The organism is uncultured Tateyamaria sp., from assembly GCF_947503415.1.
Classification (GTDB): Bacteria; Pseudomonadota; Alphaproteobacteria; order Rhodobacterales; family Rhodobacteraceae; genus Tateyamaria.
Genome location: NZ_CANNDS010000001.1, coordinates 1,999,940 through 2,021,032, shown reverse-complemented (window position 1 = coordinate 2,021,032; position 21,093 = coordinate 1,999,940). Strand labels below are relative to the sequence as shown.

Annotated in this window: 26 protein-coding genes; 16 read left to right on the top strand and 10 right to left on the bottom strand. The window is 60.6% G+C overall.

Features of this window, described 5'->3' with window-relative positions:
- Position 1 precedes the first annotated feature (1 nt).
- From Q1A32_RS09880 to rpmE, 3 genes are all read left to right on the top strand, one after another.
- Positions 2 to 1,402, top strand: coding sequence for a calcium-binding protein (locus tag Q1A32_RS09880; protein WP_299652312.1), 1,401 nt, complete (start codon positions 2 to 4; stop codon positions 1,400 to 1,402).
- Positions 1,403 to 1,638: 236 nt separating this feature from the next.
- On the top strand, positions 1,639 to 2,025 hold the full coding sequence (gene rplS, locus Q1A32_RS09875; RefSeq protein ID WP_299613014.1) for a 50S ribosomal protein L19: 387 nt from the start codon (positions 1,639 to 1,641) through the stop codon (positions 2,023 to 2,025).
- Positions 2,022 to 2,243 (top strand): 50S ribosomal protein L31, encoded by a 222-nt coding sequence (gene rpmE / locus Q1A32_RS09870; RefSeq protein WP_189368161.1) that lies wholly within the window; start codon positions 2,022 to 2,024, stop codon positions 2,241 to 2,243. The genes rplS and rpmE overlap by 4 nt, the downstream gene beginning before the upstream one ends.
- 99 nt (positions 2,244 to 2,342) lie before the next feature.
- Here the strand turns inward: rpmE and eda are convergent, their stop codons facing one another.
- Both eda and edd read right to left on the bottom strand, forming a co-directional pair.
- Positions 2,343 to 2,987, bottom strand: a complete 645-nt coding sequence (gene eda, locus Q1A32_RS09865; protein ID WP_299652310.1) for a bifunctional 4-hydroxy-2-oxoglutarate aldolase/2-dehydro-3-deoxy-phosphogluconate aldolase — start codon at positions 2,985 to 2,987, stop codon at positions 2,343 to 2,345.
- Positions 2,988 to 4,802 carry a phosphogluconate dehydratase gene (gene edd / locus Q1A32_RS09860; RefSeq protein ID WP_299652308.1) on the bottom strand — a complete coding sequence of 605 codons (1,815 nt, stop codon included), beginning with the start codon at positions 4,800 to 4,802 and terminating at the stop codon, positions 2,988 to 2,990.
- A gap of 192 nt (positions 4,803 to 4,994) precedes the next feature.
- Between edd and Q1A32_RS09855 the strand changes: the two genes are divergently transcribed.
- Entirely contained in the window at positions 4,995 to 5,804 is an 810-nt protein-coding gene (locus tag Q1A32_RS09855; protein ID WP_299613019.1) for a division plane positioning ATPase MipZ, read from the top strand.
- A gap of 44 nt (positions 5,805 to 5,848) precedes the next feature.
- Positions 5,849 to 6,169, top strand: a complete 321-nt coding sequence (locus tag Q1A32_RS09850; protein ID WP_299652306.1) for an antibiotic biosynthesis monooxygenase — start codon at positions 5,849 to 5,851, stop codon at positions 6,167 to 6,169.
- Here Q1A32_RS09850 and Q1A32_RS09845 read toward each other — a convergent pair.
- Positions 6,159 to 6,596 (bottom strand): MarR family winged helix-turn-helix transcriptional regulator, encoded by a 438-nt coding sequence (locus tag Q1A32_RS09845; RefSeq protein WP_299652304.1) that lies wholly within the window; start codon positions 6,594 to 6,596, stop codon positions 6,159 to 6,161. The genes Q1A32_RS09850 and Q1A32_RS09845 overlap by 11 nt on opposite strands.
- A 67-nt stretch (positions 6,597 to 6,663) precedes the next feature.
- Between Q1A32_RS09845 and hmgA the strand changes: the two genes are divergently transcribed.
- The 5 genes from hmgA to Q1A32_RS09820 all read left to right on the top strand — a co-directional run bounded on the left by hmgA (position 6,664) and on the right by Q1A32_RS09820 (position 10,101).
- Positions 6,664 to 8,019 (top strand): homogentisate 1,2-dioxygenase, encoded by a 1,356-nt coding sequence (hmgA, locus tag Q1A32_RS09840; protein ID WP_299652302.1) that lies wholly within the window; start codon positions 6,664 to 6,666, stop codon positions 8,017 to 8,019.
- Entirely contained in the window at positions 8,016 to 8,192 is a 177-nt protein-coding gene (locus Q1A32_RS09835; protein WP_299652300.1) for a hypothetical protein, read from the top strand. Before hmgA ends, Q1A32_RS09835 begins: the two co-directional genes overlap by 4 nt.
- A gap of 163 nt (positions 8,193 to 8,355) precedes the next feature.
- Positions 8,356 to 8,535, top strand: coding sequence for a hypothetical protein (locus Q1A32_RS09830; protein ID WP_299652298.1), 180 nt, complete (start codon positions 8,356 to 8,358; stop codon positions 8,533 to 8,535).
- A gap of 21 nt (positions 8,536 to 8,556) precedes the next feature.
- The gene (gene fahA / locus Q1A32_RS09825) at positions 8,557 to 9,813 is read left to right on the top strand and encodes a fumarylacetoacetase (RefSeq protein ID WP_299652296.1); all 1,257 of its coding nucleotides are present in this window, start codon (positions 8,557 to 8,559) and stop codon (positions 9,811 to 9,813) included.
- 78 nt (positions 9,814 to 9,891) lie between these two features.
- Entirely contained in the window at positions 9,892 to 10,101 is a 210-nt protein-coding gene (locus Q1A32_RS09820; RefSeq protein ID WP_299652294.1) for a hypothetical protein, read from the top strand.
- Here Q1A32_RS09820 and Q1A32_RS09815 read toward each other — a convergent pair.
- Positions 10,098 to 10,487: a RidA family protein gene (locus Q1A32_RS09815; protein ID WP_299652292.1), complete on the bottom strand. Its 390-nt coding sequence runs from the start codon at positions 10,485 to 10,487 to the stop codon at positions 10,098 to 10,100. The two genes, Q1A32_RS09820 and Q1A32_RS09815, sit on opposite strands and share 4 nt — an antisense overlap.
- Positions 10,488 to 10,594: 107 nt before the next feature.
- Here Q1A32_RS09815 and Q1A32_RS09810 point away from each other — a divergent pair, with 107 nt between their 5' ends.
- The 6 genes from Q1A32_RS09810 to Q1A32_RS09785 all read left to right on the top strand — a co-directional run bounded on the left by Q1A32_RS09810 (position 10,595) and on the right by Q1A32_RS09785 (position 17,110).
- Positions 10,595 to 11,299, top strand: a complete 705-nt coding sequence (locus Q1A32_RS09810) for a type 1 glutamine amidotransferase (protein ID WP_299652290.1) — start codon at positions 10,595 to 10,597, stop codon at positions 11,297 to 11,299.
- Complete coding sequence (locus Q1A32_RS09805) at positions 11,296 to 12,474, top strand: amidohydrolase family protein (protein WP_299652287.1); 1,179 nt, start codon at positions 11,296 to 11,298, stop codon at positions 12,472 to 12,474. The genes Q1A32_RS09810 and Q1A32_RS09805 overlap by 4 nt, the downstream gene beginning before the upstream one ends.
- A complete protein-coding gene (locus Q1A32_RS09800) occupies positions 12,471 to 13,874 on the top strand; it encodes an FAD-binding oxidoreductase (protein WP_299652285.1) in 1,404 nt (467 codons plus the stop codon). The genes Q1A32_RS09805 and Q1A32_RS09800 overlap by 4 nt, the downstream gene beginning before the upstream one ends.
- Positions 13,875 to 14,747 carry a TauD/TfdA family dioxygenase gene (locus tag Q1A32_RS09795; RefSeq protein ID WP_299652283.1) on the top strand — a complete coding sequence of 291 codons (873 nt, stop codon included), beginning with the start codon at positions 13,875 to 13,877 and terminating at the stop codon, positions 14,745 to 14,747.
- 130 nt (positions 14,748 to 14,877) lie between these two features.
- Complete coding sequence (locus Q1A32_RS09790; RefSeq protein ID WP_299613043.1) at positions 14,878 to 16,542, top strand: ABC transporter substrate-binding protein; 1,665 nt, start codon at positions 14,878 to 14,880, stop codon at positions 16,540 to 16,542.
- 82 nt (positions 16,543 to 16,624) lie between these two features.
- Entirely contained in the window at positions 16,625 to 17,110 is a 486-nt protein-coding gene (locus Q1A32_RS09785) for a DUF2165 domain-containing protein (protein WP_299652281.1), read from the top strand.
- Here Q1A32_RS09785 and Q1A32_RS09780 read toward each other — a convergent pair.
- The 6 genes from Q1A32_RS09780 to boxB are packed head-to-tail and all read right to left on the bottom strand — an operon-like array spanning position 17,107 to position 21,044.
- Complete coding sequence (locus tag Q1A32_RS09780) at positions 17,107 to 17,574, bottom strand: 3-hydroxyacyl-CoA dehydrogenase family protein (RefSeq protein ID WP_299652279.1); 468 nt, start codon at positions 17,572 to 17,574, stop codon at positions 17,107 to 17,109. The genes Q1A32_RS09785 and Q1A32_RS09780 overlap by 4 nt on opposite strands.
- Positions 17,571 to 18,461 carry a helix-turn-helix transcriptional regulator gene (locus Q1A32_RS09775; RefSeq protein ID WP_299652277.1) on the bottom strand — a complete coding sequence of 297 codons (891 nt, stop codon included), beginning with the start codon at positions 18,459 to 18,461 and terminating at the stop codon, positions 17,571 to 17,573. The genes Q1A32_RS09780 and Q1A32_RS09775 overlap by 4 nt, the downstream gene beginning before the upstream one ends.
- A 58-nt stretch (positions 18,462 to 18,519) precedes the next feature.
- On the bottom strand, positions 18,520 to 18,942 hold the full coding sequence (locus Q1A32_RS09770; protein WP_299652275.1) for a thioesterase family protein: 423 nt from the start codon (positions 18,940 to 18,942) through the stop codon (positions 18,520 to 18,522).
- On the bottom strand, positions 18,939 to 19,400 hold the full coding sequence (locus tag Q1A32_RS09765; protein ID WP_299652273.1) for a flavodoxin domain-containing protein: 462 nt from the start codon (positions 19,398 to 19,400) through the stop codon (positions 18,939 to 18,941). The genes Q1A32_RS09770 and Q1A32_RS09765 overlap by 4 nt, the downstream gene beginning before the upstream one ends.
- Before the next feature lie 10 nt (positions 19,401 to 19,410).
- Entirely contained in the window at positions 19,411 to 19,584 is a 174-nt protein-coding gene (locus Q1A32_RS09760; protein WP_299652271.1) for a hypothetical protein, read from the bottom strand.
- A gap of 11 nt (positions 19,585 to 19,595) precedes the next feature.
- Positions 19,596 to 21,044: a benzoyl-CoA 2,3-epoxidase subunit BoxB gene (boxB, locus tag Q1A32_RS09755; protein ID WP_299652269.1), complete on the bottom strand. Its 1,449-nt coding sequence runs from the start codon at positions 21,042 to 21,044 to the stop codon at positions 19,596 to 19,598.
- Between the last annotated feature and the right edge of the window lie 49 nt (positions 21,045 to 21,093).

The following is a 21,093-nucleotide window of genomic DNA, read 5'->3' as shown; positions in this document are numbered from 1 at the left end:
TATGCTATACCTTTTGGCGATGCTTGGCCTGTCAGCTGGCGCTGTTTTTGTGGCGACCGATCAGGATGACGAGATCAGGGGCACACATGGCAGCGACGTTGTTGAGGGGGGCGACGGCGACGATCTGATCAACGGCCAGCATGGCAACGATGATCTGAGCGGCGACGCGGGCAACGACACGCTGATTGGTGGCTGGGGCCATGACACGCTGACCGGTGGAGAGGATGACGATGAGCTGCGTGGCGCGCGCAACAACGACCTCATTGACGGCGGTGCGGGCGACGACAGTGCCTTTGGCGACATGGGTCAGGACGAAATCACCGGCGGCGCGGGCAACGACTGGCTGGACGGCGGGCAAGGTCGCGACACAATCGACGGGGGCGCAGGCGACGACACCCTGTCGGGCGCATCCGGCAATGACGATCTTGACGGTGGAAATGGAAACGACGTCCTGAACGGAAGGTCCGGCAACGACACGGTGCTGGGCGGTGCGGGCAACGATGTGCTGATCGGTGAACGCGGGAACGACGACCTCAAGGCAGAGGCCGGCGATGACACGGTCGACGGTGGCGACGGCAACGACACTCTCAAGGGCAATGACGGCAACGACAACGTCATCGGCGGCAGCGGTGACGATTTGGCCCGCGGTGGTGCAGGAGACGACACCATCAGCGGTGGGACCGGAGATGATGGGGTCTCAGGCGGGGATGGCGACGATTCCACCTTCGGTGACGACGGCAACGACACCGTTATAGGCGGAGAGGGGGAGGACACCGTTCTTGGCGGCGCGGGTGATGACGTCTTGGTTGCTGCGGAGATCGGCAGACCAGTGGACGGCATCCAGGGCGCATCACGGGACATTCTGCATGGCGGGATTGGCAACGACACAATCGTGCTGTCCGACAACGACCAGGGCTATGACGAAGACGGTTCGGAACTGTTCGTCGTCGCGCATTCGTCGCACAACGAGGATCTTGTCTCAGCAGAGGAAGACCAATGGTCAGACAGCGCTGCCACCATCCATGATTTCGACTTGGATACCGACACGCTGGCGATCTTGCACACGGGCGAAGGCACACCGACGGTCACGCTCACGGCAGAAGCGAACAATTACTATCCAGGATGGGCATCCGCATATCAATTCGAAGTTCGTGTGGACGATGAAGTGGTCGCGCGCGTGACAATTGAACAGCCGTATCGCGCGATTGCGGAGGAATTCCCCTCAAACAGGATAGACCTGTATGACAATGACGATTGGCAGGAATTGCGCGCACGGGAAGCCGACAACCTTTACTTCGATGACATCCCCCGAGCGCATTACCACCAGATCGACAACACGTCGTTTTCCGTGAATGACATCGTCCTTCTAAATCAGGCCGAGTACGACGCGCTGACCGCCTGACGCCCCCTTGACCCGTTTCCAGCCTGCGCCTATACGGCGCTTGTTCGGACCCGGTTACTGGATTCGGACGATTTGGCGCGTGGTGTCTTCTTCGGCACGAACCTCTCGCACCAGATCCATACAGAAATGATGACCTGACCTCTGGCGGGCACTGCGGTGGACCCGGTGAAGATACAGAGCTCTGAGGCGCGACAAACCTTCGTGGAAAAACCACGAGCATCATGAGGAGATGGTCAATGGACCTGATCGCACAAATCGAGGCGGAGCAAATTGCCGCCCTGGGGAAAGACATCCCCGACTTCAAAGCCGGTGACACCATCCGCGTCGGCTACAAGGTGACCGAAGGCACGCGCACCCGTGTCCAGAACTACGAAGGCGTCTGCATCGCCCGCAACAACGGCCACGGCATTGCCGGATCGTTCACCGTTCGAAAGATTTCCTTTGGCGAAGGCGTAGAGCGGGTGTTCCCCCTCTATTCGACCAACATCGACAGCATCACCGTGGTCCGCCGCGGTCGTGTGCGTCGCGCCAAACTGTACTACCTCCGCACCCGCCGCGGCAAATCGGCCCGGATCGCGGAAGTCACCAACTACAAACCCAAGTCCGAAGGAGCCAAGGCATGAAGGCCGATACGCATCCCGACTACCACATCATCGACGTCAAGATGACGGACGGCACAGTGGTTCAAATGAAATCGACATGGGGCAAGGAAGGCGACCAGCTGTCGCTGGACATCGACCCCTCCGTACATCCTGCGTGGACGGGTGGTTCGTCGCGCCTGATGGACACTGGCGGCCGTGTGTCGAAGTTCAAGAACAAGTACGCAGGTCTGGGTTTCTAAACCGATCTGCCAGAGAAACGACAAAGGCCACCCAGTGCGGGTGGCCTTTTTTATTGAGCGACCAAGAAAATTCGCCGAATTTTCTCAACGCCGCAACGCCTATCGCGCCAAGCCAGCCGCCTCCCGCGCCAGTGCTTCGATCCCGGCCCAGTCTCCAGCCAACACCTTGTCCTTGGGGGCCACCCAGCTGCCACCCGCACAGACGACATTCGGCAGGCTGAGGTAGCTGTCGGCATTGGCCATGCTCACCCCACCCGTCGGGCAGAAAGAGATTTGCGGCAGCGGCGCGCCGATTGCCTTGAGGGCCGGTGCCCCGCCCGACGCCTCAGCCGGAAAGAATTTCAGCATGTCATAGCCACGTTCAAACAGCCCCATCGCCTCGGACGCGGTGGCGGCACCCGGCAGCAGTGGCAACCCTTCAGCCTCGCACGCAGCAATGAGCGCTTCTGTGGATCCGGGCGATACGCCGAATTGTGCGCCCGCCTCTTTGGCGGCTTTCACGTCATCGGGCGTCACAAGCGTGCCTGCCCCGACAACACCGCCCGGTACCTTCGCCATGGCTGCGATCACGTCCAATGCGGCAGGCGTGCGCAGTGTCACCTCAAGGGCTGGTAGCCCGCCCGCCACCAGCGCTTCAGCCAAAGGCTGCGCGTGTGCAACGTCATCCACCACAAGGACAGGAACAATCGGCGCAAGGTCACAGATTTCGCGGGCGCGCACGGCGGCGGCTTTGGCGGTCAGCATTCAAAAGTCTCCAAAAACGGTCGCGCCAGTATTGGCAGACCCGACAGTATTGCGGAAGGCATGGAACATATCGCGCCCGGCCCCCCAATGATTGTCCGAAAGATCAGCCGTTGCGTGCGGGCGGTCAAGCACACCTTCGGTGAGCACCTCAAGCTGGCCAGCTTCGGCATCCACACGGATCATGTCCCCATCCCGCACTTGGGCGATGACACCGCCGTCCAAAGCCTCTGGGCAGACGTGAATGGCCGATGGTACCTTGCCAGACGCGCCAGACATACGGCCATCCGTAACCAGCGCCACCTTCTGCCCACGCCCCTGCATGATCCCCAGCATCGGTGTCAGGCTGTGCAGTTCGGGCATCCCGTTGGCCTTTGGCCCTTGGAACCGGACCACGATGACAAAGTCACCTGTCGCGAACTCACCGGCTTTGAATGCCGCCTTCACCTGATCCTGATCGTGGAACACGCGCGCTTGGGCCTCGACCACACGGTGCTCTGATGCCACGGCAGAGATTTTCATCACGCCGGTGCCCAGATTACCGACCAGTCGGCTCAGGCCACCCGTTTCCTGAAACGGATCAGAGGCTGGCCGCACGATCTTGTCATTCAGGCTGGTGCCCGCACCCGGTGTCCATGTCAGCGCACCATCGATCAGCTTGGGCTCTTGGGTGTAGTTCTCAAGCCCTTCACCCGCGACCGTCTGCGTGTCATCGTGCAACAGACCCGCACCGAGCAATTCGCCAATCATGTAGCCAAGACCGCCAGCCGCATGGAAATGGTTCACGTCCGCCAGCCCGTTGGGATAGACGCGTGCAATCAGCGGTGTGATCTCGGACAGGTCACAGAAATCTTCCCAATCCAGAATGATACCGCCAGCCCGCGCCATCGCGATCAGGTGGATGAGCAGATTGGTAGAGCCGCCCGTGGCGTTCAGACCCACAATCCCGTTCACATAGGCTTTCTCGTCCAGAATATTGCAAACAGGTGTATAGCTGTTGCCCAAGGCAGACAGCGACAGCGCGCGCTTCGCGCCCTCGACCGTCAGCGCATCGCGCAACGGCGTGTTCGGGTTCACAAAGGATGACCCCGGCAGGTGCAGCCCCATGAATTCCATCAGCATCTGGTTTGTGTTGGCCGTACCGTAGAAAGTACAGGTGCCCGGGCCGTGATAAGCCGCCATTTCCGAGGCGAGCAGCTCTTCACGGGTTGCTTCGCCCGCGGCGAAGCGCTGGCGCACCTTGGCTTTATCATCATTCGACAGCCCCGACGTCATCGGACCTGCAGGCAGGAACACTGCAGGCATATGACCAAAGGACTGCGCCGCGATGATCAGGCCCGGCACGATCTTGTCGCACACACCCAGGAATACTGCCGCATCGAAGGTGTTGTGTGACAGGGCCACGCCCGCAGCCATGGCGATCACATCACGGGAGAACAGGCTCAACTCCATGCCCGCCTCGCCTTGGGTCACGCCGTCGCACATGGCGGGTACGCCGCCCGCAACCTGCGCCGTCCCCCCCGCCGCACGCACCGCGTCGCGGATCAGGGTAGGGTAGGTCTCGAACGGCTGGTGCGCCGACAGCATGTCGTTGTAGGCAGTCACGATCCCAAGATTGCCCACGCTCGCTTCGGCCAGTCGTGACTGGTCCGCGCCCGCAGCGGCAAAGGCATGCGCCTGCCCGCTGCACGACAGGTGTGCCCGTGCCGGTCCCTGCGATTTGGCTGCAGCCATACGGTCCAGATAACGGCGGCGACTGGGTGCGCTCCGCTCAATCACGCGCTCGGTCACGCGCTTCATCGTTGGGTGTAGGGGCATCGTGCTCTCCTATCTCCTGATCTCGGTTCTTGGCTACTATATCACACGGCGCCTGATAGCGCTAACAACATCCAACTGCAATCACCGCGCCACGGTGCCGCAGGAAAGTTTCCATGCATGCTTTCAAAGGGCATCAACACAACATATAGTTGCCCAAAATTCGCAAAGCGGATGCTCGAGTAGGGGACAGACATGGCGCATATCATTGTTGTCGGCAATGAAAAGGGCGGTGCAGGCAAATCGACTGTATCAATGCATGTGGCCACAGCACTGGCGCGGGCTGGCAAGAAAGTCAGTGCGCTGGATCTGGATCTGCGGCAGCGCACGTTCGGGCGGTACGTTGAGAACCGAAAAACATTCCTTGCCTCTGCCGAATTGGAGCTTCCCTCTCCGGACGTGCACGACCTGCCGGAAATTGACGCGGCCGACCTGAAGCCCGGTGAAAACATCTATGACCACCGACTGAGTGCAGCGGTTGCCACGCTTGAGCCGGACAACGACTTCATCCTGATCGACTGCCCCGGCTCCCATACCCGCCTGAGCCAAGTGGCCCATTCGCTGGCCGACACGCTGATCACCCCACTCAATGATAGCTTTGTAGATTTCGACTTGCTGGCCCGGATTGATCCCACCGGCGAAAAGATTCTCGGCCCATCCGTCTATTCCGAAATGGTGTGGAACGCCCGCCAGTTGCGGGCCCAGGCAGGCCTGAAACCCATCGACTGGATCGTGTTGCGCAACCGCATGGGCGCGCAACGCATGGTCAATAAGGAAAAGATGGAGCGCGCGATCAAGATGCTCGCCCAGCGCATCGGCTTCCGCATCGCGCCCGGATTTTCAGAGCGCGTGATTTTCCGAGAGCTGTTCCCGCGGGGCCTGACCCTGCTGGACCTCAAGGACATCGGGGTCAAACAACTCAACATCTCGAACGTGGCAGCCCGGCAGGAACTGCGAGACCTGATCAAAGCGCTGAACCTGCCCGAGGTCGACGTCGACTTTTGATGCAGCTGGCATAGGTTTTCTTCCACGCCATGAAGGAGCCGGATATGCCCCAGATCACACCAGATGTTTTCATCCAGATCGTGCGCTTTCGCGTGGCAGACGGACAGGCCGAGCCGCTGATGCAGGCGATCCTTGCCCATCTGGATGATTGGGTCCGGCGCTGCGACGGCTTTGTGTCCTCGAATTTTCACCTGTCCGAGGATGGTCTCCACGTGATCAACTACGCCCAATGGCAGGACAAAGCCGCGTTCGATCGGTTCCGCCGCCATCCACGGCAATCCGAGCTTCAATCCGCAATCGCCGATCAAGCCCCGGAACGTGCTGAGGCGAACAGCTTCTCACTGGCCAAATCTGTTACGGCCTGAGTGCCAAGCGTTCCAACAAGGACCTCAAGGTCGCAGCATCTTTCTCCGACATTCCATCGACCAACGCCGCGTCATAGTCGGCAGCAGTCTTCTTGAGGTCTTGATACACTTTCTGACCCATCGCGGTGAGGGCCAGATACTCCACCCGCCGGTCATCCTCTGCCCGCGTGCGGGTCAGATAACGCCGTTCCGCCAACCTCTGCACAGCCCGGCTGATCTTGGTCTTGTGCATCTGCGCCCGCGTGCCAATGTCGCTGGCCGTCATTTGCCCGTAGATACCCAGGTGGAACAGCACCCGCCATTCATTGCGCAGCATCCCATACTTGTCCTTATAGACCTTCTGGAACTCCAGGCTCGACGCCTCAGCCGCCTGATTGAGCAGGTAAGGCAGGAATTGCCGCACATCGAAATCCGCTGGACCTGTCATTGTCATCCGCTTGTTAGTTACAAAAACAACTATTACATCTGCGACCAATTCCGCAAGGGAGCAAGAGATGAACCGCCAATCCGCACCGCACAGTATGATCCAGGCCCCGTCAGGCGCAGGCATCACCGAAGGGTACATGCCCGGCTTCGGCAATGATTTCGAGACAGAGGCCCTGCCCGGCGCGCTACCCGAAGGCATGAATTCACCACAGAAATGCAACTACGGTCTTTACGGCGAACAACTGAGCGGCACCGCCTTCACCGATGTGCGGCCTGAACGCACGTGGTGCTACCGCATTCGGCCCTCGGTCAAACATTCTGGCCGCTACACCCGCATCGACCTGCCCTATTGGAACTCCGCCCCCCATATCCCGCAGGACGTGACCAGCCTTGGTCAATACCGCTGGGACCCGGTGCCGCACAGCGATCAGGATCTTACGTGGCTCACCGGCATGCGCACCATGACGACCGCGGGTGACGTGAACACCCAAGTCGGCATGGCAAGCCATATCTATCTGGTGACAGCGTCCATGCAGGACGCCTATTTCCTCTCAGCCGACAGCGAATTGCTGGTGGTCCCGCAAGAGGGACGGCTGCGCTTTTGCACCGAGCTTGGGATCATCGACATCGCCCCACAAGAGATCGCAATCCTGCCTCGCGGCCTTGTCTACCGCGTCGAAGTGCTGGAAGGCCCCGCACGCGGCTTTGTCTGCGAAAACTACGGGGCCAAATTCGAACTGCCGGGGCGCGGACCTATCGGCGCAAACTGCATGGCCAACCCGCGCGACTTCAAGGCCCCGGTGGCTGCGTTTGAGGACCGCCAGGTGCCATCCACCCTCACCATCAAATGGTGCGGACAGTTCCACGAGACGGAAATCGGCCAATCCCCGCTGGATGTGGTGGCTTGGCACGGCAATTATGCGCCGCTGAAATACGACCTGAAGACCTATTGCCCGGTGGGCGCGATCCTGTTCGACCACCCCGATCCGTCCATATTTACAGTGCTGACAGCGCCCTCGGGACAACCTGGTGTCGCCAATATCGACTTCGTCCTGTTCCGCGAACGCTGGATGGTAGCCGAAGACACGTTCCGTCCGCCGTGGTATCATAAGAACATCATGTCGGAATTGATGGGCAACATTTACGGCCAGTACGACGCGAAGCCCAAAGGCTTCGTGCCCGGTGGCATGTCCCTGCACAACATGATGCTGCCGCACGGACCAGACAAGAACGCGTTCGAAGGGGCCAGCAATGCCGACCTGCAGCCTCATAAACTGGACAACACCATGTCATTCATGTTCGAAACCCGCTTCCCGCAGCATCTGACCAAGTTCGCGGCCCAAGAGGCACCCTTGCAGGACGACTACATCGACTGCTGGTCAGACATTGAGAAGAAATTCGACGGGACACCGGGCAAGAAATGATGGAGTATCTTGGATATCTCATGGCGGCGTTCATCGTCTTTGTGCTGGGCTTCATCCTCTGGGCGTGGTGGCAGAAATTCGTGAACAACCGGCCCGACCGCTACGGCAAAGGACCCGGACATGACCTGCGCGGGGCAGAGCGCGGACAATGGCACCGAACGGACAAGACGTGATTGACCCCGGCCTCATCGCGATTGCAATTTTCGTCGGCCTTGTCATCGCAATCATCTGGTCATGGCGCTCCAGGACAACTCCCACTGCGCCTCTTGATCACACGCCGACACAGCCCGGGCGGCGCCTGGACGGATCGGACCATGTCGGTGGAGGCGGCACGGATTGATCGACTTCCTGTCTTCCCTATCGTGGGTCGGCTGGTTGCTGATCGCTTTGGGCCTGTTCACGCTTTGGCACTTGCCCAGCATCCTGAAGATGGCACTATTTGGCGACCGGCTCTCGCGCAACAGGATCACCCGCGATGGTCGCGTGCGCGACGATATCGATTCATTTCACGACTGATTTTTCACACAGGACCATGCAATGCCTCTGAACCCTTCCTGGGTCACCAGCGCCAACAGCGCCGACACGGACTTCCCCTTGAACAACCTGCCTTACGGCGTCTTCTCAACCGATACGCTTGATGCCCGCTGCGGCGTGGCCATCGGAGACATGATCCTCGACATGTACGCGGCCGAAGAACAGGGTGTCATCGACCTCACGGACGAACCGCTCTTCGATGTTCCGTTCTGGAACGAATTGATGGAGCAAGGCCCCGCCGTCTGGACGGCCCTGCGCAACCGCCTCACGGACTTGCTGGCAGACGGATCAAAAGACCGCGCACTGGTTGAACCGCTGCTCGTGCCGATGGAAGATGCAACCGTGCACATGCCGCTGGTCGTGTCCGAATTCACAGACTTCTACGCGGGCCGCCACCACGCCACCAATGTGGGCACCATGTTCCGCGGCCCGGAAAACGCGCTGCCGCCCAACTGGCTGCACATCCCCATCGGCTATAACGGGCGCGCGTCATCCGTGGTTGTCTCTGGCACCGACATCCGCCGCCCATGGGGCCAACTCAAATCCCCCGACCACGACATGCCTGCCTTCCTGCCCTCCCGCCGCTTCGATCTTGAACTGGAAATGGGCGCTATCGTTGGCATGGCCTCGGACGGCCCAATCAGCGTGGACGAGGCAGACGCCGCCATCTTCGGCTACGTCCTACTGAACGACTGGTCCGCGCGCGACATTCAGGCATGGGAATACCAACCGCTTGGCCCCTTCCAGGCCAAGGCGACAGCCACCTCCATCAGCCCATGGATCGTGACCAAGGCAGCCCTTGAGCCGTTCCGCACGCCCACACCGGAGCGCGAATTCGAACATCTCGACCACCTCAAAGACACCGGCCCCATGCTCTACGACATCGACCTGAGCGTGACGCTGGCCCCGGATGGCAAGGACGCGACGACCATCGCCGAAACCAACTATCGGGAAATGTACTACTCCGCCGCCCAGCAACTGGCGCATCACAGCACGTCGGGCTGCCCGATGAATGTGGGCGATCTATTGGGCTCTGGCACCATTTCCGGCCCCACAAAACCGGAACGCGGCAGCCTGCTGGAGCTCAGCTGGGGTGGCAAAGAACCTCTCACCCTAGACACCGGCGACACGCGCACTTTCCTTGAAGACGGTGACACACTTACGCTTGCAGGACACGCCAAGGGCGATGGTTATCGCATTGGGTTCGGCACATGCACAGGTACAATGCTGCCAGCCCTGGAGGATCCCTACAAACGCTAGAATCCATCTTCATCTTGCGAAATAAACTCCGGGGGTCTGGGGGTTGACCCCCGGTCCAACACCGGCAAAGTAAAACCCATGTCAGACAAATACGGACCCACACGCGGCGATCTCATGTTCCGCTTCTGGTTCTCACTGGTGGGCCTTGCTATGCTGACCGGTGCGCTGATATTTCGTGGCATCCCCCAAGGCCCCGCCGGTTGGGAAGCGATTGGCCTCGCCACCTTGTTCTTCGGCGGCACGTTCGTCTGGACGATCCGCAAGCTGCTCCGGAACGATCACGGCTAGGGCGCGGCAGCCCATACCTCCACCTCCACGGTGAACTCGGGGCGGGTAAAGCCAGACACGATCATCAGGGTGGAACTTGGCAACACCTCACGCCCGGCAAAATAGGCATCGCGGGCCGCCATATACCCCGCCATATGCGCGCGATCCGTCACAAACGCACTCACATGAAACACATCCGACGACGCCATGCCCGCCTCCGCCAAAATCGCGTCGACATTGGCAAAGCATAGTGTTGCCTGATCCTCTGTCCCCGCAGGGACAACCCCCTCCGATCCCAAGGCCAACTGGCCGGATGTCCGAACAATACGCCAATCGGGCGGCACTTCCACACCATGGGAATATCGGGCGAACGGCGGGGCAATCGACGGCGGAGCAAGAGATTTCATGGGCCCACCCTTGCGCGCGGAACCGAAATTTGAAACCCTCGCCACACATCTCAGGCACAGATTCACATCTCTAGGGCCGCTGACATCCACTTCCAAAAGGGGAAGACATGGACAAGCGATTGCTCTGCCTGCGCCACGGCGATGGCCCAATGGACGACAGGATCACCACGTGGTGTGGCGCCAACCAGATCCGCTGCGATGCGCGGCGGGCATGGCAGGGGCAGGACGCGGGCCAGATCACCGACGATGTGATTGGCGTCGTCGTCTATGGCGGTATCTACAACGCCTATGACACCAGGAAGCACCCGTTCCTGAATGACGAATACCGTATCATTGATGCTGCCATGACGGCCGGCATCCCGCTTCTTGGCATCTGCCAAGGCGCACAGATGATCGCTCATCATATGGGCGCTTGGGCTGGCGCACCGACACATGGCAATCACGAATTTGGCTGGTACGAGGTGACGCCGACTGGCGAGGCGGGCGATTTTTTGAACGCGCCAATGCATTTTGTGCAATCGCATTTCCACACCTTCGACATCCCGAACGGGGCGACCCATATGGCGCGCAGCTCCTTGTTTGAAAATCAGGCATTCCGCGTGGGCGACAGGATTGTCGGCGTGCAGTTCCACCCCGAACAAACCATGGCCGGGTTTCAGCGTTGGCAGGTCAGGGCGGATGAGTGGGGGCGCTGGTCCGAACCCGGCGTTCAGAATCTGGAGACGCAAAATCGCCTGATGCTGGAACATGATGCTGCGCAAGGGGCATGGATGCGCAGTTTCCTCGATGGCTTTTTTGCAGCGCGTGCATGATTGACATCCTTGTTCCCGCAGCGCTGATCGCAAAGCCGGACACCTTTGGCGGGGTGCCCGAGGGGGACTGCCTGCGCGGCGCCCCTGTGATCCGAGATGGCAAACTGGTCGGTCTCACCAATCCATCAGATGCCGCCCATCTCATGGTGATGCCTGCCCTTGTGGAACCGCATTGTCACCTCGACAAATGTCATACGATCAACCGCATCGGCCAAGTGGGCGGCGATCTGCATCACGCAATCTCCAGCCAGCATGCGGACAAAAAGTACTGGGACGAAAACGATTTGCGCAGCCGTGCAAGTCGGGGTCTGCGGGAAGCACAGCAAAACGGCTGTACCCTGATCCGCAGCCACGTGGATTGGGGCGACGACCCTGCCCCGCCACTCGGGTGGTCGGTACTGGTCGAGATGGCCGAGGACAATCCCGGCCTGCAACTCGCCGTCCTTACCGGCATCGACCAATGGCGCGCGCCTGAGTTTGCCCAGAAGGTGGGCGACATTCTTGCTCTGACCGACGGCGTTGCGGGCGCTTTCATCTATGGGCACCGACACACCGAGGCCGGGTTGCGGAGCCTGTTTCAGATTGCCGCCCACCACGGTCTGATGCTGGATTTCCACGTTGACGAAGGCCTGGGCGACCTGAATGGGCTGGAAACCATCGCGGATGTCGCGCTTGAGACCCGTTTCGCCCGCCCCATCCTTTGCGGTCATTGCGTCAGCCTGATGGACCGCACCACGGACGATGTGAAACGCATCGCAGACAAGCTGGCGCGGGCCGGGATCACTGTATGCACGTTGCCGATCACGAACCTCTACCTACAGGGGCGCACGGACGGCACGCCTGACCGACGTGGGATCACCCGACTGCGCGAGCTGCGTGCGGCCGGTGTGCCGGTGGTTGTGGGGTCGGACAACGTGGCTGACGCCTTCTGCCCCATCGGCGCGCATGATCCACGCGCCGCTCTGGCACTGGCCTGCGTGACCGCCCATCTGGACCCGCCCTTGGGCGACTGGCTGCCCGCGATCACCACGGATGCTGCACGCGCACTTGGCGCAGCGCCCATCACGGTAGACGGGGCCGCCCTCACCGACCTGCTGACCTGCGCCGTGACCCACACCGCAGACCTGATATCCGGGCGCACCCCACTGCGCCCCGCGACGGAGACACTCATATGACCTCAATTTCCGGCAAGACCGATATCGACTGGAACGCCTTTGCTGCCGCCCTCGCGCCGGTCGAGACCATCGCCGAACCCGTGTTGGTCAAAAAGCGCAGCCGCGACTTCTTCTGGTATTCACCCATCCTGAACGCCGAGCTGAAAACCTGCTTTGGCGATCTGGTGGCGCGGCCCAAATCACCCGATGAGATGGCGCATGTGCTTGCAACTGCCCATGCCCACAACGCCCCCATCGTGCTGCGTGGCGGCGGGACTGGCAACTATGGCCAATCCGTGCCCATGGCGGGTGGGCTGATCATCGACACCACCGCCATGAACAAGGTGCTTGAGGTCGGCGACGGTTTTGTGCGGGCCGAAGCAGGCGCACTGATGGCCGACATCAATGCGGCACTCGCGGACAGTGGACAAGAGATGGCGATGTTCCCGTCCACGCAGGACATTGCAACCGTGGGCGGCTTTGTGGCGGGCGGAAGTGCGGGCATCGGGTCTGTTGCCAATGGCGCGTTGCGCGACCCCGGCAACCTGATGGCGCTCACTGCGCTGTCGGTCGAGGCGGAACCGCAACCGCGCGTCTTTGAAGGGATCGACACCCTGCACATCCACCACGCCTGGGGCCTGAACGGCGTGATCACCGAGGTCACCTTGCGCACGGTGCCGAAACGCGACTGGGTCGGCTGCATGGCAACGTTCGATGCTTACGACACCGCCTATGCCACCGGCCATACCATCGCACAGGCAGGCAACATTGCCGCCAAGCTGATCACCACGGTCGATGCCCGCATTTGCGCCTACTTCCCCAAGCTCGACGGCCATATCCGCAAGGACAAACACCTGCTCGTCTCCATGATCCCGGCAGAGGATCAGGACGCGTTTCGCAGGCTGATCACCGCCCAAGGCGGCCACGTGGACCTGATGATGACAGATGCTGCGCGTCAGGACATGGGCCTGCCCCACGTCTTCGACTTCAGCTACAACCACACAACGCTGCAAGTGCTGAAAGCGGATCGCTCGGCCACCTACCAACAAGTGGGCTGCCCGATCCCGCCCGATCCGCAGGCTATCGCGGCGCTGCGGCCAAAACTGGGCGATGATGTCTGGATGCACCATGAGTTCGCACGTGTCGGCGGAGAGATCGTGACCTTCGATCTGCCCATTATCTGGTTCACCACGCCCGAGCGGCTGGCCGAGATCAACGCCACATACGAAGCCAACGGGTTCCCGGTCTATGACGCCCATACATGGAACGTCGAAGGGGCCGGGCTCAAAGCCGATTACACGCATCTGGCGTGGAAAAAACGGATGGATCCGAAGGGTCTGCTCAACAGCCCGAAATCGCGGTTCTGGGACGCGGTGAAAGACCTGACACCGGAACAGATCGAAGCCAAGGGGGCCAAGTAGATGCGCATGACACCCCTTACCGACCGCTTTGGCGTGGAAATACACGGTGTGGACCTAAGCACGCTTGAACACACCGGCTACACCCATATCCGCGCGCTTTTTGAAGAGCATTCCGCACTGCTGTTTCGCGGCCAAGACCTGAGCGACACGGCCCACATTCGGCTTGCCAACTTCTTTGGTCCCATCGAAGACCGGCTTGCCGACGAACGGGACAAGGATGAGGCGTTCACCGTTCCACAGGTCAGCAACGTGCGGGAGGATGGCAGCACCACCGATGAAATGGACCTGCATACACTGCACCTGAAAGCCAACATGTTGTGGCACGCCGACAGTACCTTCTTGCCGGTACCTGCGCTCACCAACATTCTGACAGCGCGTGTCGTGACGATGACTGGCGGCGCAACCGAACTTGCGTCTACCCGCGCAGGCTGGGCGGACATGCCACAGCATCTGAAGGCCAAAGTTCAAGACACCGGCTTCTGGCACCGCTACGCGCACAGCCGCGCGCGGATCAGCCCGGACCTGGCGGCGCTGCCCATGTTCCACAAATGGCCCGACCGGTTGTGGCGTGCGGTCTGGCGCAACCCGGTCAACGGGGGTGAGGCGCTTTATATTGCAAGCCACGCTTATGCGGTCGAAGGGATGGACGCCGAAACAGGGGCGGCCCTGATCGACGAACTGACCGCTTTCGTCACCCAGCGTCAATACGTGTACAGCCATCAATGGCAGGTCGGTGACGTGCTCATCTGGGACCAAAGGGCGGTTTTGCACCGGGGAACGGCGTGGAATCACAAAGAACCGCGTGTTTTGTCGAGTATTTGTGTCTCTGCAACTCCCGACGATGGGGTTGACGCCATGCGCCTGATCGTTTGAAGTCCGGGCGTCCCCCATCAAGGGGAGGCGAAAAAACGCAGGTCAACTGCAACACCGATAAGGTCGGGCACTCACCCCGGCCACATAAGGGCGCGAACGCACGTTTGCGACGCCAACAGAGAGGAAGAACATGACCTTTGTAACCCGTACCGGCAAGCCGCTGCCGCAATCCATCGTGGATTCGGCCGCCAAAGTCGGCACTGATCCGATCAACCGCCGCGAGTTTCTGGCCACGGCCAGCGCGTTCGGCGCCACCGCTGCCACCGCTTACGGCATGCTGGGCCTGACAGCGCCCGCAGCACAAGCCGCAGCGCACTCGCAAGGTGGCACGGTCCGCATCCAGCAAGAGGTCCGGGCCCTCAAGGATCCCCGCACATATGACTGGTCGCAGATCGCCAACGTCGCACGCGGATGGCAAGAGTACCTCGTGCATTTCGAGAACGACGGCACCTTCACGCCACGCCTGCTGGAAAGCTGGGAAGTCAACGACGATGCCACAGAATACACACTGACCGTCCGTTCGGGTGTGAAGTGGAACAATGGCGACGACTTCACTGCGGAAGACGTGGCACGCAACATCTCTGCATGGTGCGACAAGGACGTCGAAGGCAACTCGATGGCAGGCCGCTTTGCCACGCTGATCGACGGCGATACGAACAAGGCCATCGTCGGTGCAATCGAAGTGGTCGATGCCACAACGGTCAAACTGAACCTGCCTGCGCCGGACATCACCCTGATCGCTGGCATGGCTGACTATCCGGCCGCGATCATCCACCCCGACACCTCGGTCGACAACATCGACAGCCCCATCGGCACCGGCCCTTACCTGCCAGAATCGCTCGAAGTTGGCGTCAAAGCCGTGCTGGTCAAGAACGAGGACCACACATGGTGGGGCACCGAAGTGTTTGGTGGACCGTACCTCGATCGCGTCGAGTTCATCGACTACGGCACCGATCCTGCGGCGTGGGTTGCGGCCTCCGAAGCCGAAGAAGTCGACATGCTTTATTCGATCGAAGGTGACTTCATCGACATCATGGACACCTTGGACGGTTGGCAGCGCAACGAGATCGCAACTGGTGCGACCATCGTGATCCGCCCGAACCAGCTGGCCGAAGTCGATGGCGTGCGCCCTTACGAAGACGTGCGGGTGCGCAAAGCGATTTCCATGGCCGTGGACAACGCGGTGCTTCTGGAACTGGGCTATGCCGGGCGCGGCATCGTGGCCGAAAACCACCATGTCGGTCCAATGCACCCGGAATACGCGGAAATCGAACCGCGCACGGTTGATCCCGCAGCGGCCAAGGCCCTGATGGACGAAGCCGGCATGGGCGACTACGAGCACGAGCTGACTTCGATCGACGACGCATGGCGCAAGGACACCACCGATGCGGTGGCAGCCCAGCTGCGTGATGCAGGCATCAAGGTCAAACGGACGATCCTGCCCGGCTCGACCTTCTGGAACGACTGGGCGCAGTATCCGTTCAGCTCGACTAACTGGAACCCGCGGCCACTGGGTGTGCAGATCTGGGCGCTGGCCTATCGCTCGGGCGAGGCGTGGAACGAGTTTGGCTTTGCCAACGAAGAGTTCGACAGCCTGCTGGAGCAAGCGCTGGCAACCCCGGATGTCGATGCCCGCCGCGAGCTGATGGCTGTCGGTCAGAAGCTGCTGCAGGACGAAGGCGTGACGATCCAGCCTTACTGGCGCTCGCTGTACAACCACACCAAAGAAGGTCTGGTGGGTGGCGAACACCACATCACGTTCGAAATCCGGCCCGAGCAAATCGCCTGGACCTGATCCAGGATCACGATCAATTCAAAGGGGCCGCCACTGCGCGGCCCCTTTTTTATGAAGCCCCCAAAGCGCGAAAGGACACGGGATGGACCAGATGCTGATCGCCGCGCAGGCCCTTGCCACCGGTCTTGTCGCGGCATGGCTGACGCTGGGCGTGCGCGACAACATCCTGCATCCATCCGTGAACGAAACCTACACCGCCGAGGTGATGGAAATGACGCGGATGAAGGCCGACTACCCCGACGCCTTTGCCCATGTCGCCCATCGCGCCGTGACCAACCGCGCCCTGCAGCAGCTTGCGTTTCGCGCCATTGTCGGTGCCGAGCTGATAGCAACACTGGTGCTTTGGGCCGGTGTGATCGGGCTCATCATGGCACTTGCGGGCATGGCAGAGGCAGAAACCGGACGGATCATAGCGATGGCGGGCACCATGGTGTTCACCGCCGTCTGGGCCGGGTTCCTGATCGTGGGCAACCACTTCTGCTATTGGTTCTGCCACGAAGGGGCTCAAAACACGCATTACCAAATGACGCTATGGGGTGTCGCGACGATGATCCTGCTTGCGCTCTAGATCGCGGCCATCTGATCGGCAGGGAAGTGCAGCAAACGCACCGCGGCCTCAACATCTGATTGCAACAATTGGCGCACATCCTCGTGCAGACGGGCGACCAAAGCCTCGGCGCTCAACTCTTGCCGTTTAACCTTGGCAAACCACGCCTCTTCGCAAATCAGATCCTCGATCAGCGGGTCGATCACCGCACCACCGCCGCCGGGATACCGGTAATATCCCCAACCATAGCGCTTGCCCAACCGCCCCTCAGCCACCATGCGCGGCAAAATCGGTGAGACGTCACCGCCACTCCGCGCGGCAAGTACCGTATCCAATCCGACCAGATCCTGCGCTTCGCACGGGCCAATCCCATAGCCCCAAGCAACCAGCGCCTCGTCCAGCTCCCACGGGGTTGTGTGCACGTACAACAGTCGCTCGCATGCGCGCCAGAATGCGGTTTGCAAAGGCGCCACGCGGATGGTCAAGGACCAAGCCCCTCGAGAAAGCGGTGTTTTGCGATGATGGCCAGCAATTCGTTTACCGATGTGGACACAGGCTTCGTTGATGTATCCACCTGCGCCATAGACCGTTCATAGGCCGGGGCTCGGGTCGCCAGAAGCGACTTCAACTGATCCATGGCAGCAGGATTGCCTTCCATCGGACGCAAGTCACCCTGCGCGCGAACGCGGGCCATATGTTCACCCGGACTGGTACGGACCCAAATCGTATGGAAGCGTTCGAGCACCATGTCGTAAGCGGCCTCATCCGTCACGATCCCGCCCGCAACAGCCAGGATCAGCTTGTCGTGGCGCGACACGATGCGCGACACGGCTTCCGCCTCCAATGCGCGATAGCCGTCCTGCCCGTACAGGGCCATGACCTCGGACAAAGGCATGCCCGCCTCGGCCTCGATCTCTCCGTTCAACTCGACAAAGGGGATTTTCAGCTTGTCCGCGGCCAGTCGGCCCAGTGTGGACTTGCCCGCACCGCGCAATCCGACAAGGCAAATGCGCTGCGCCCGGAGCGCCACGGGGTTCTGCGGGGCCAGCAGTGCCCGCACGCGTCCCTGTACCTGTGCAGGGGCCGCTTGATACAGCCGCGCCACGCGGGTCACATCGCCGTCCATCGGTGGGCTTTCGGACAGCAACTCCTCGATCCGGACATTCAGCGCCGTAGCCACGCGCTCCAGCAAGATGACAGAGATGTTCCCCTCACCCGCCTCAAGCTGCGCAAGATATCGCGGCGACACGCCCGAGCGTTCCGACAATTCGCGGCGCGGCAGGCCCAGCGCTTCGCGGGCGGCCCGGACGCGGGTGGCAAGGCGTGCAATCATCGGGATTGCGCCGTCTGGTATGGGTTTCGGTGATGTCATGCGCACTTAGCTTCTTCTTATCAGTTGTTTTAGGACGCGAGCGCCCCGGTTCAACGGATCAAATGTCGCAGATGTGCGGCGCGATGACGGCGCGCAGTTCGGGGGGTGCGGATTGGCTCTTGAACTGGTCGGCAATGATGAAGACGCAAGTGAATGTCCCCTCAAAGCACAGCATCCCATCCTGCCGCCCATCCACGCGGAAAGTGATGGACTTGTCGCCCAGCCGTTTCGGCCACACCTCGCAGATCAGGCGATGGCAGGGCGTCACAGGTGACCGAAAGTCCATGCTCATATGAACGAAGGGCGTGCCAATATTGCGATCGAGTTCCAGCTGATACCATCCGTCGCCGCCCAAATGCGCTTCCCACCACGCGTTGATGGCATCCAGCGCAAACCACGGCAAACGGGCGGTATAGGCGATCTTGGCCGGGTCGCAATCGCCCCACGTCACCCGGATTTCATGTCGAAACTTGTCGCTCAAGCGGCCTTGTCCGCCTGCATCAGCCCCATGATCTCCTGCACCCACGGCAGGGCAATGTCCTCGGGCATATCAAAGCCCGACGCATCGTGGATGCCCCGCTCGCCCACTTGGGTTGCCCCTTGCGCCTTCATCATCTCGGCCAGCTTCATGGACCCGTGCGCGAAGGTCTCGGCAAACACCATGTCGCCCAGACCAAAGATGGCAAAGCGGATGCCTTTGAGGTCCGGCTTGCCTTCGGTCAGCGCCTCTTCGAACGGCAACGCGGTCGAAGGCAAATCGCCATTGCCATAGGTCGACGTCACAATGATGTAGAATGTGTCCTTCTGCATCTCTGCCGGATCAACATCCGCAAGGCTCTGGATATCGCACTCGAACCCATCACCAAGCTCCGTCTCGATGTCCTCGCACAGCATCTCGGAATTGCCGGTCTCGGACCCGTAAAAAATGCCAACTTTCATCATATTCTCCTCAATGCACGCGTGGTGCGGTGCGTGCTTTGTACCGGCGGCACATCTCGTCCTGTTCGTCCCGGTTCAGCATCATGTAGAGCGCGAGGCACATTCCGGTACATCCATCACACTCCAAAGCGCAAAAGGGGCGCTTTGATGCGGCGTCAGTCAGGGCTGTTCTTTCGATCTGCATGGATGCCTCCCTCAGGCCATGTGCAGTTTCACATATTCAAAATCACCCGGCTTGTTGTCGATCCCGACCTTGGGCGGGGCGATCCAGCTGGCGTATTTGCCGGGCTCGTAGCACGGTTTCATCAACGACTGGATAAAGGCACCATCTTCCTTCGTCGGCAGCCATTCAGTCTGGCGCGCATCCCAATCCGCCTGCGAAATGAACTCCCCATCCGGTGTGATCGGCTGGTCCTTGAACACCCCGATCTTCCGATGGAACCCCTCATGCGGCAGCTTCAGTTCAAACTGAATCCCCGTGCGCGAAATCTGCTTGTTCCAGCGGCGCAAACCACCTGAGGCATCGCGCACATAATCATCGCGCAAGCGCATGTTGATGGCCGTCAACGCGGGCACATCCTGTGTCACGATCTTGCCGTCCACGATGCTCGCCACCGCATAGGTGTCGCCTGTCAGCTTGTGATCGTCGTCAATCCGCTGCTCCATATACCGGCCCTTGATGCCTGCGTTGAAGGCGTTGGCGGCATTGGTGCTGACCTCCTGCCCAAACAGATCAAGGCTCAGCGTATAGTGCAGGTTCAGCTTCTTCTGGATCGTCGGCAGGTCGATGACCCCCAGATCGCGGATTTTGCCGATGTCATAAGGGTCGTCGATCCCGTTCTCCTGCATCGCGGCCAAGGTCGCCTGAATGGTCCGGGTCACGCCCGTCTCACCCACGAACATATGGTGCGCTTCTTCGGTCAGCATGAAGCGACACGTGCGCGACAGCGGGTCAAAGCCCGACTGCGCCAATGACTCAAGCTGCATCTTCCCGTCACGGTCGGTGAAATAGGTGAACATGAAGAAAGACAGCCAATCCGGCGTCTCCTCATTGAAGGCCCCCAGCATCCGCGGTGCCTCTTCCGAACCCGAGGACCGCACCAGCATGTCGTCCGCTTCCTCGCGCCCATCCTTGCCGAAGTACTTCTGCAGCAAGTACACCATCGCCCACAGGTGCCGCCCTTCTTCGACATTCACCTGAAAAAGGTTCCGCATGTCGTACAGTGACGGCGCGGTCAGGCCGAGGAACTTCTGCTGTTCAACCGATCCCGGTTCGGTATCGCCCTGGATCACGATAAGGCGCTTGAGCATGTTACGATACTCACCCGGCACCTCCTGCCACGCCAGATCTCCCTTATGTTCGCCCATCGGAATGCGGCGATCCTCAACGGCCGGGGCCAGCAACACGCCCCACCGATATTCCGGCATCTTCACATAGTCGAACTTCGCCCATCCCTTGGGGTCCACACTGACGGCAGTGCGCAGGTAAACCATGCTCTCCTGAAAGTTCTGCGGGATTAGGTCATTCCACCAGTTGATATACCCGGGGTGCCATTTCTCCAGCGCTTTCAGCACCTTGCGGTCCTGGCTCAGCCCCACATTGTTGGGGATTTGGGTGTCATAGCTGACGTTCATCACAGTCATGTCTTCATCTCCTCTCGGGGGCAGAGTTTTTTCGTACGAAAAATCTGGG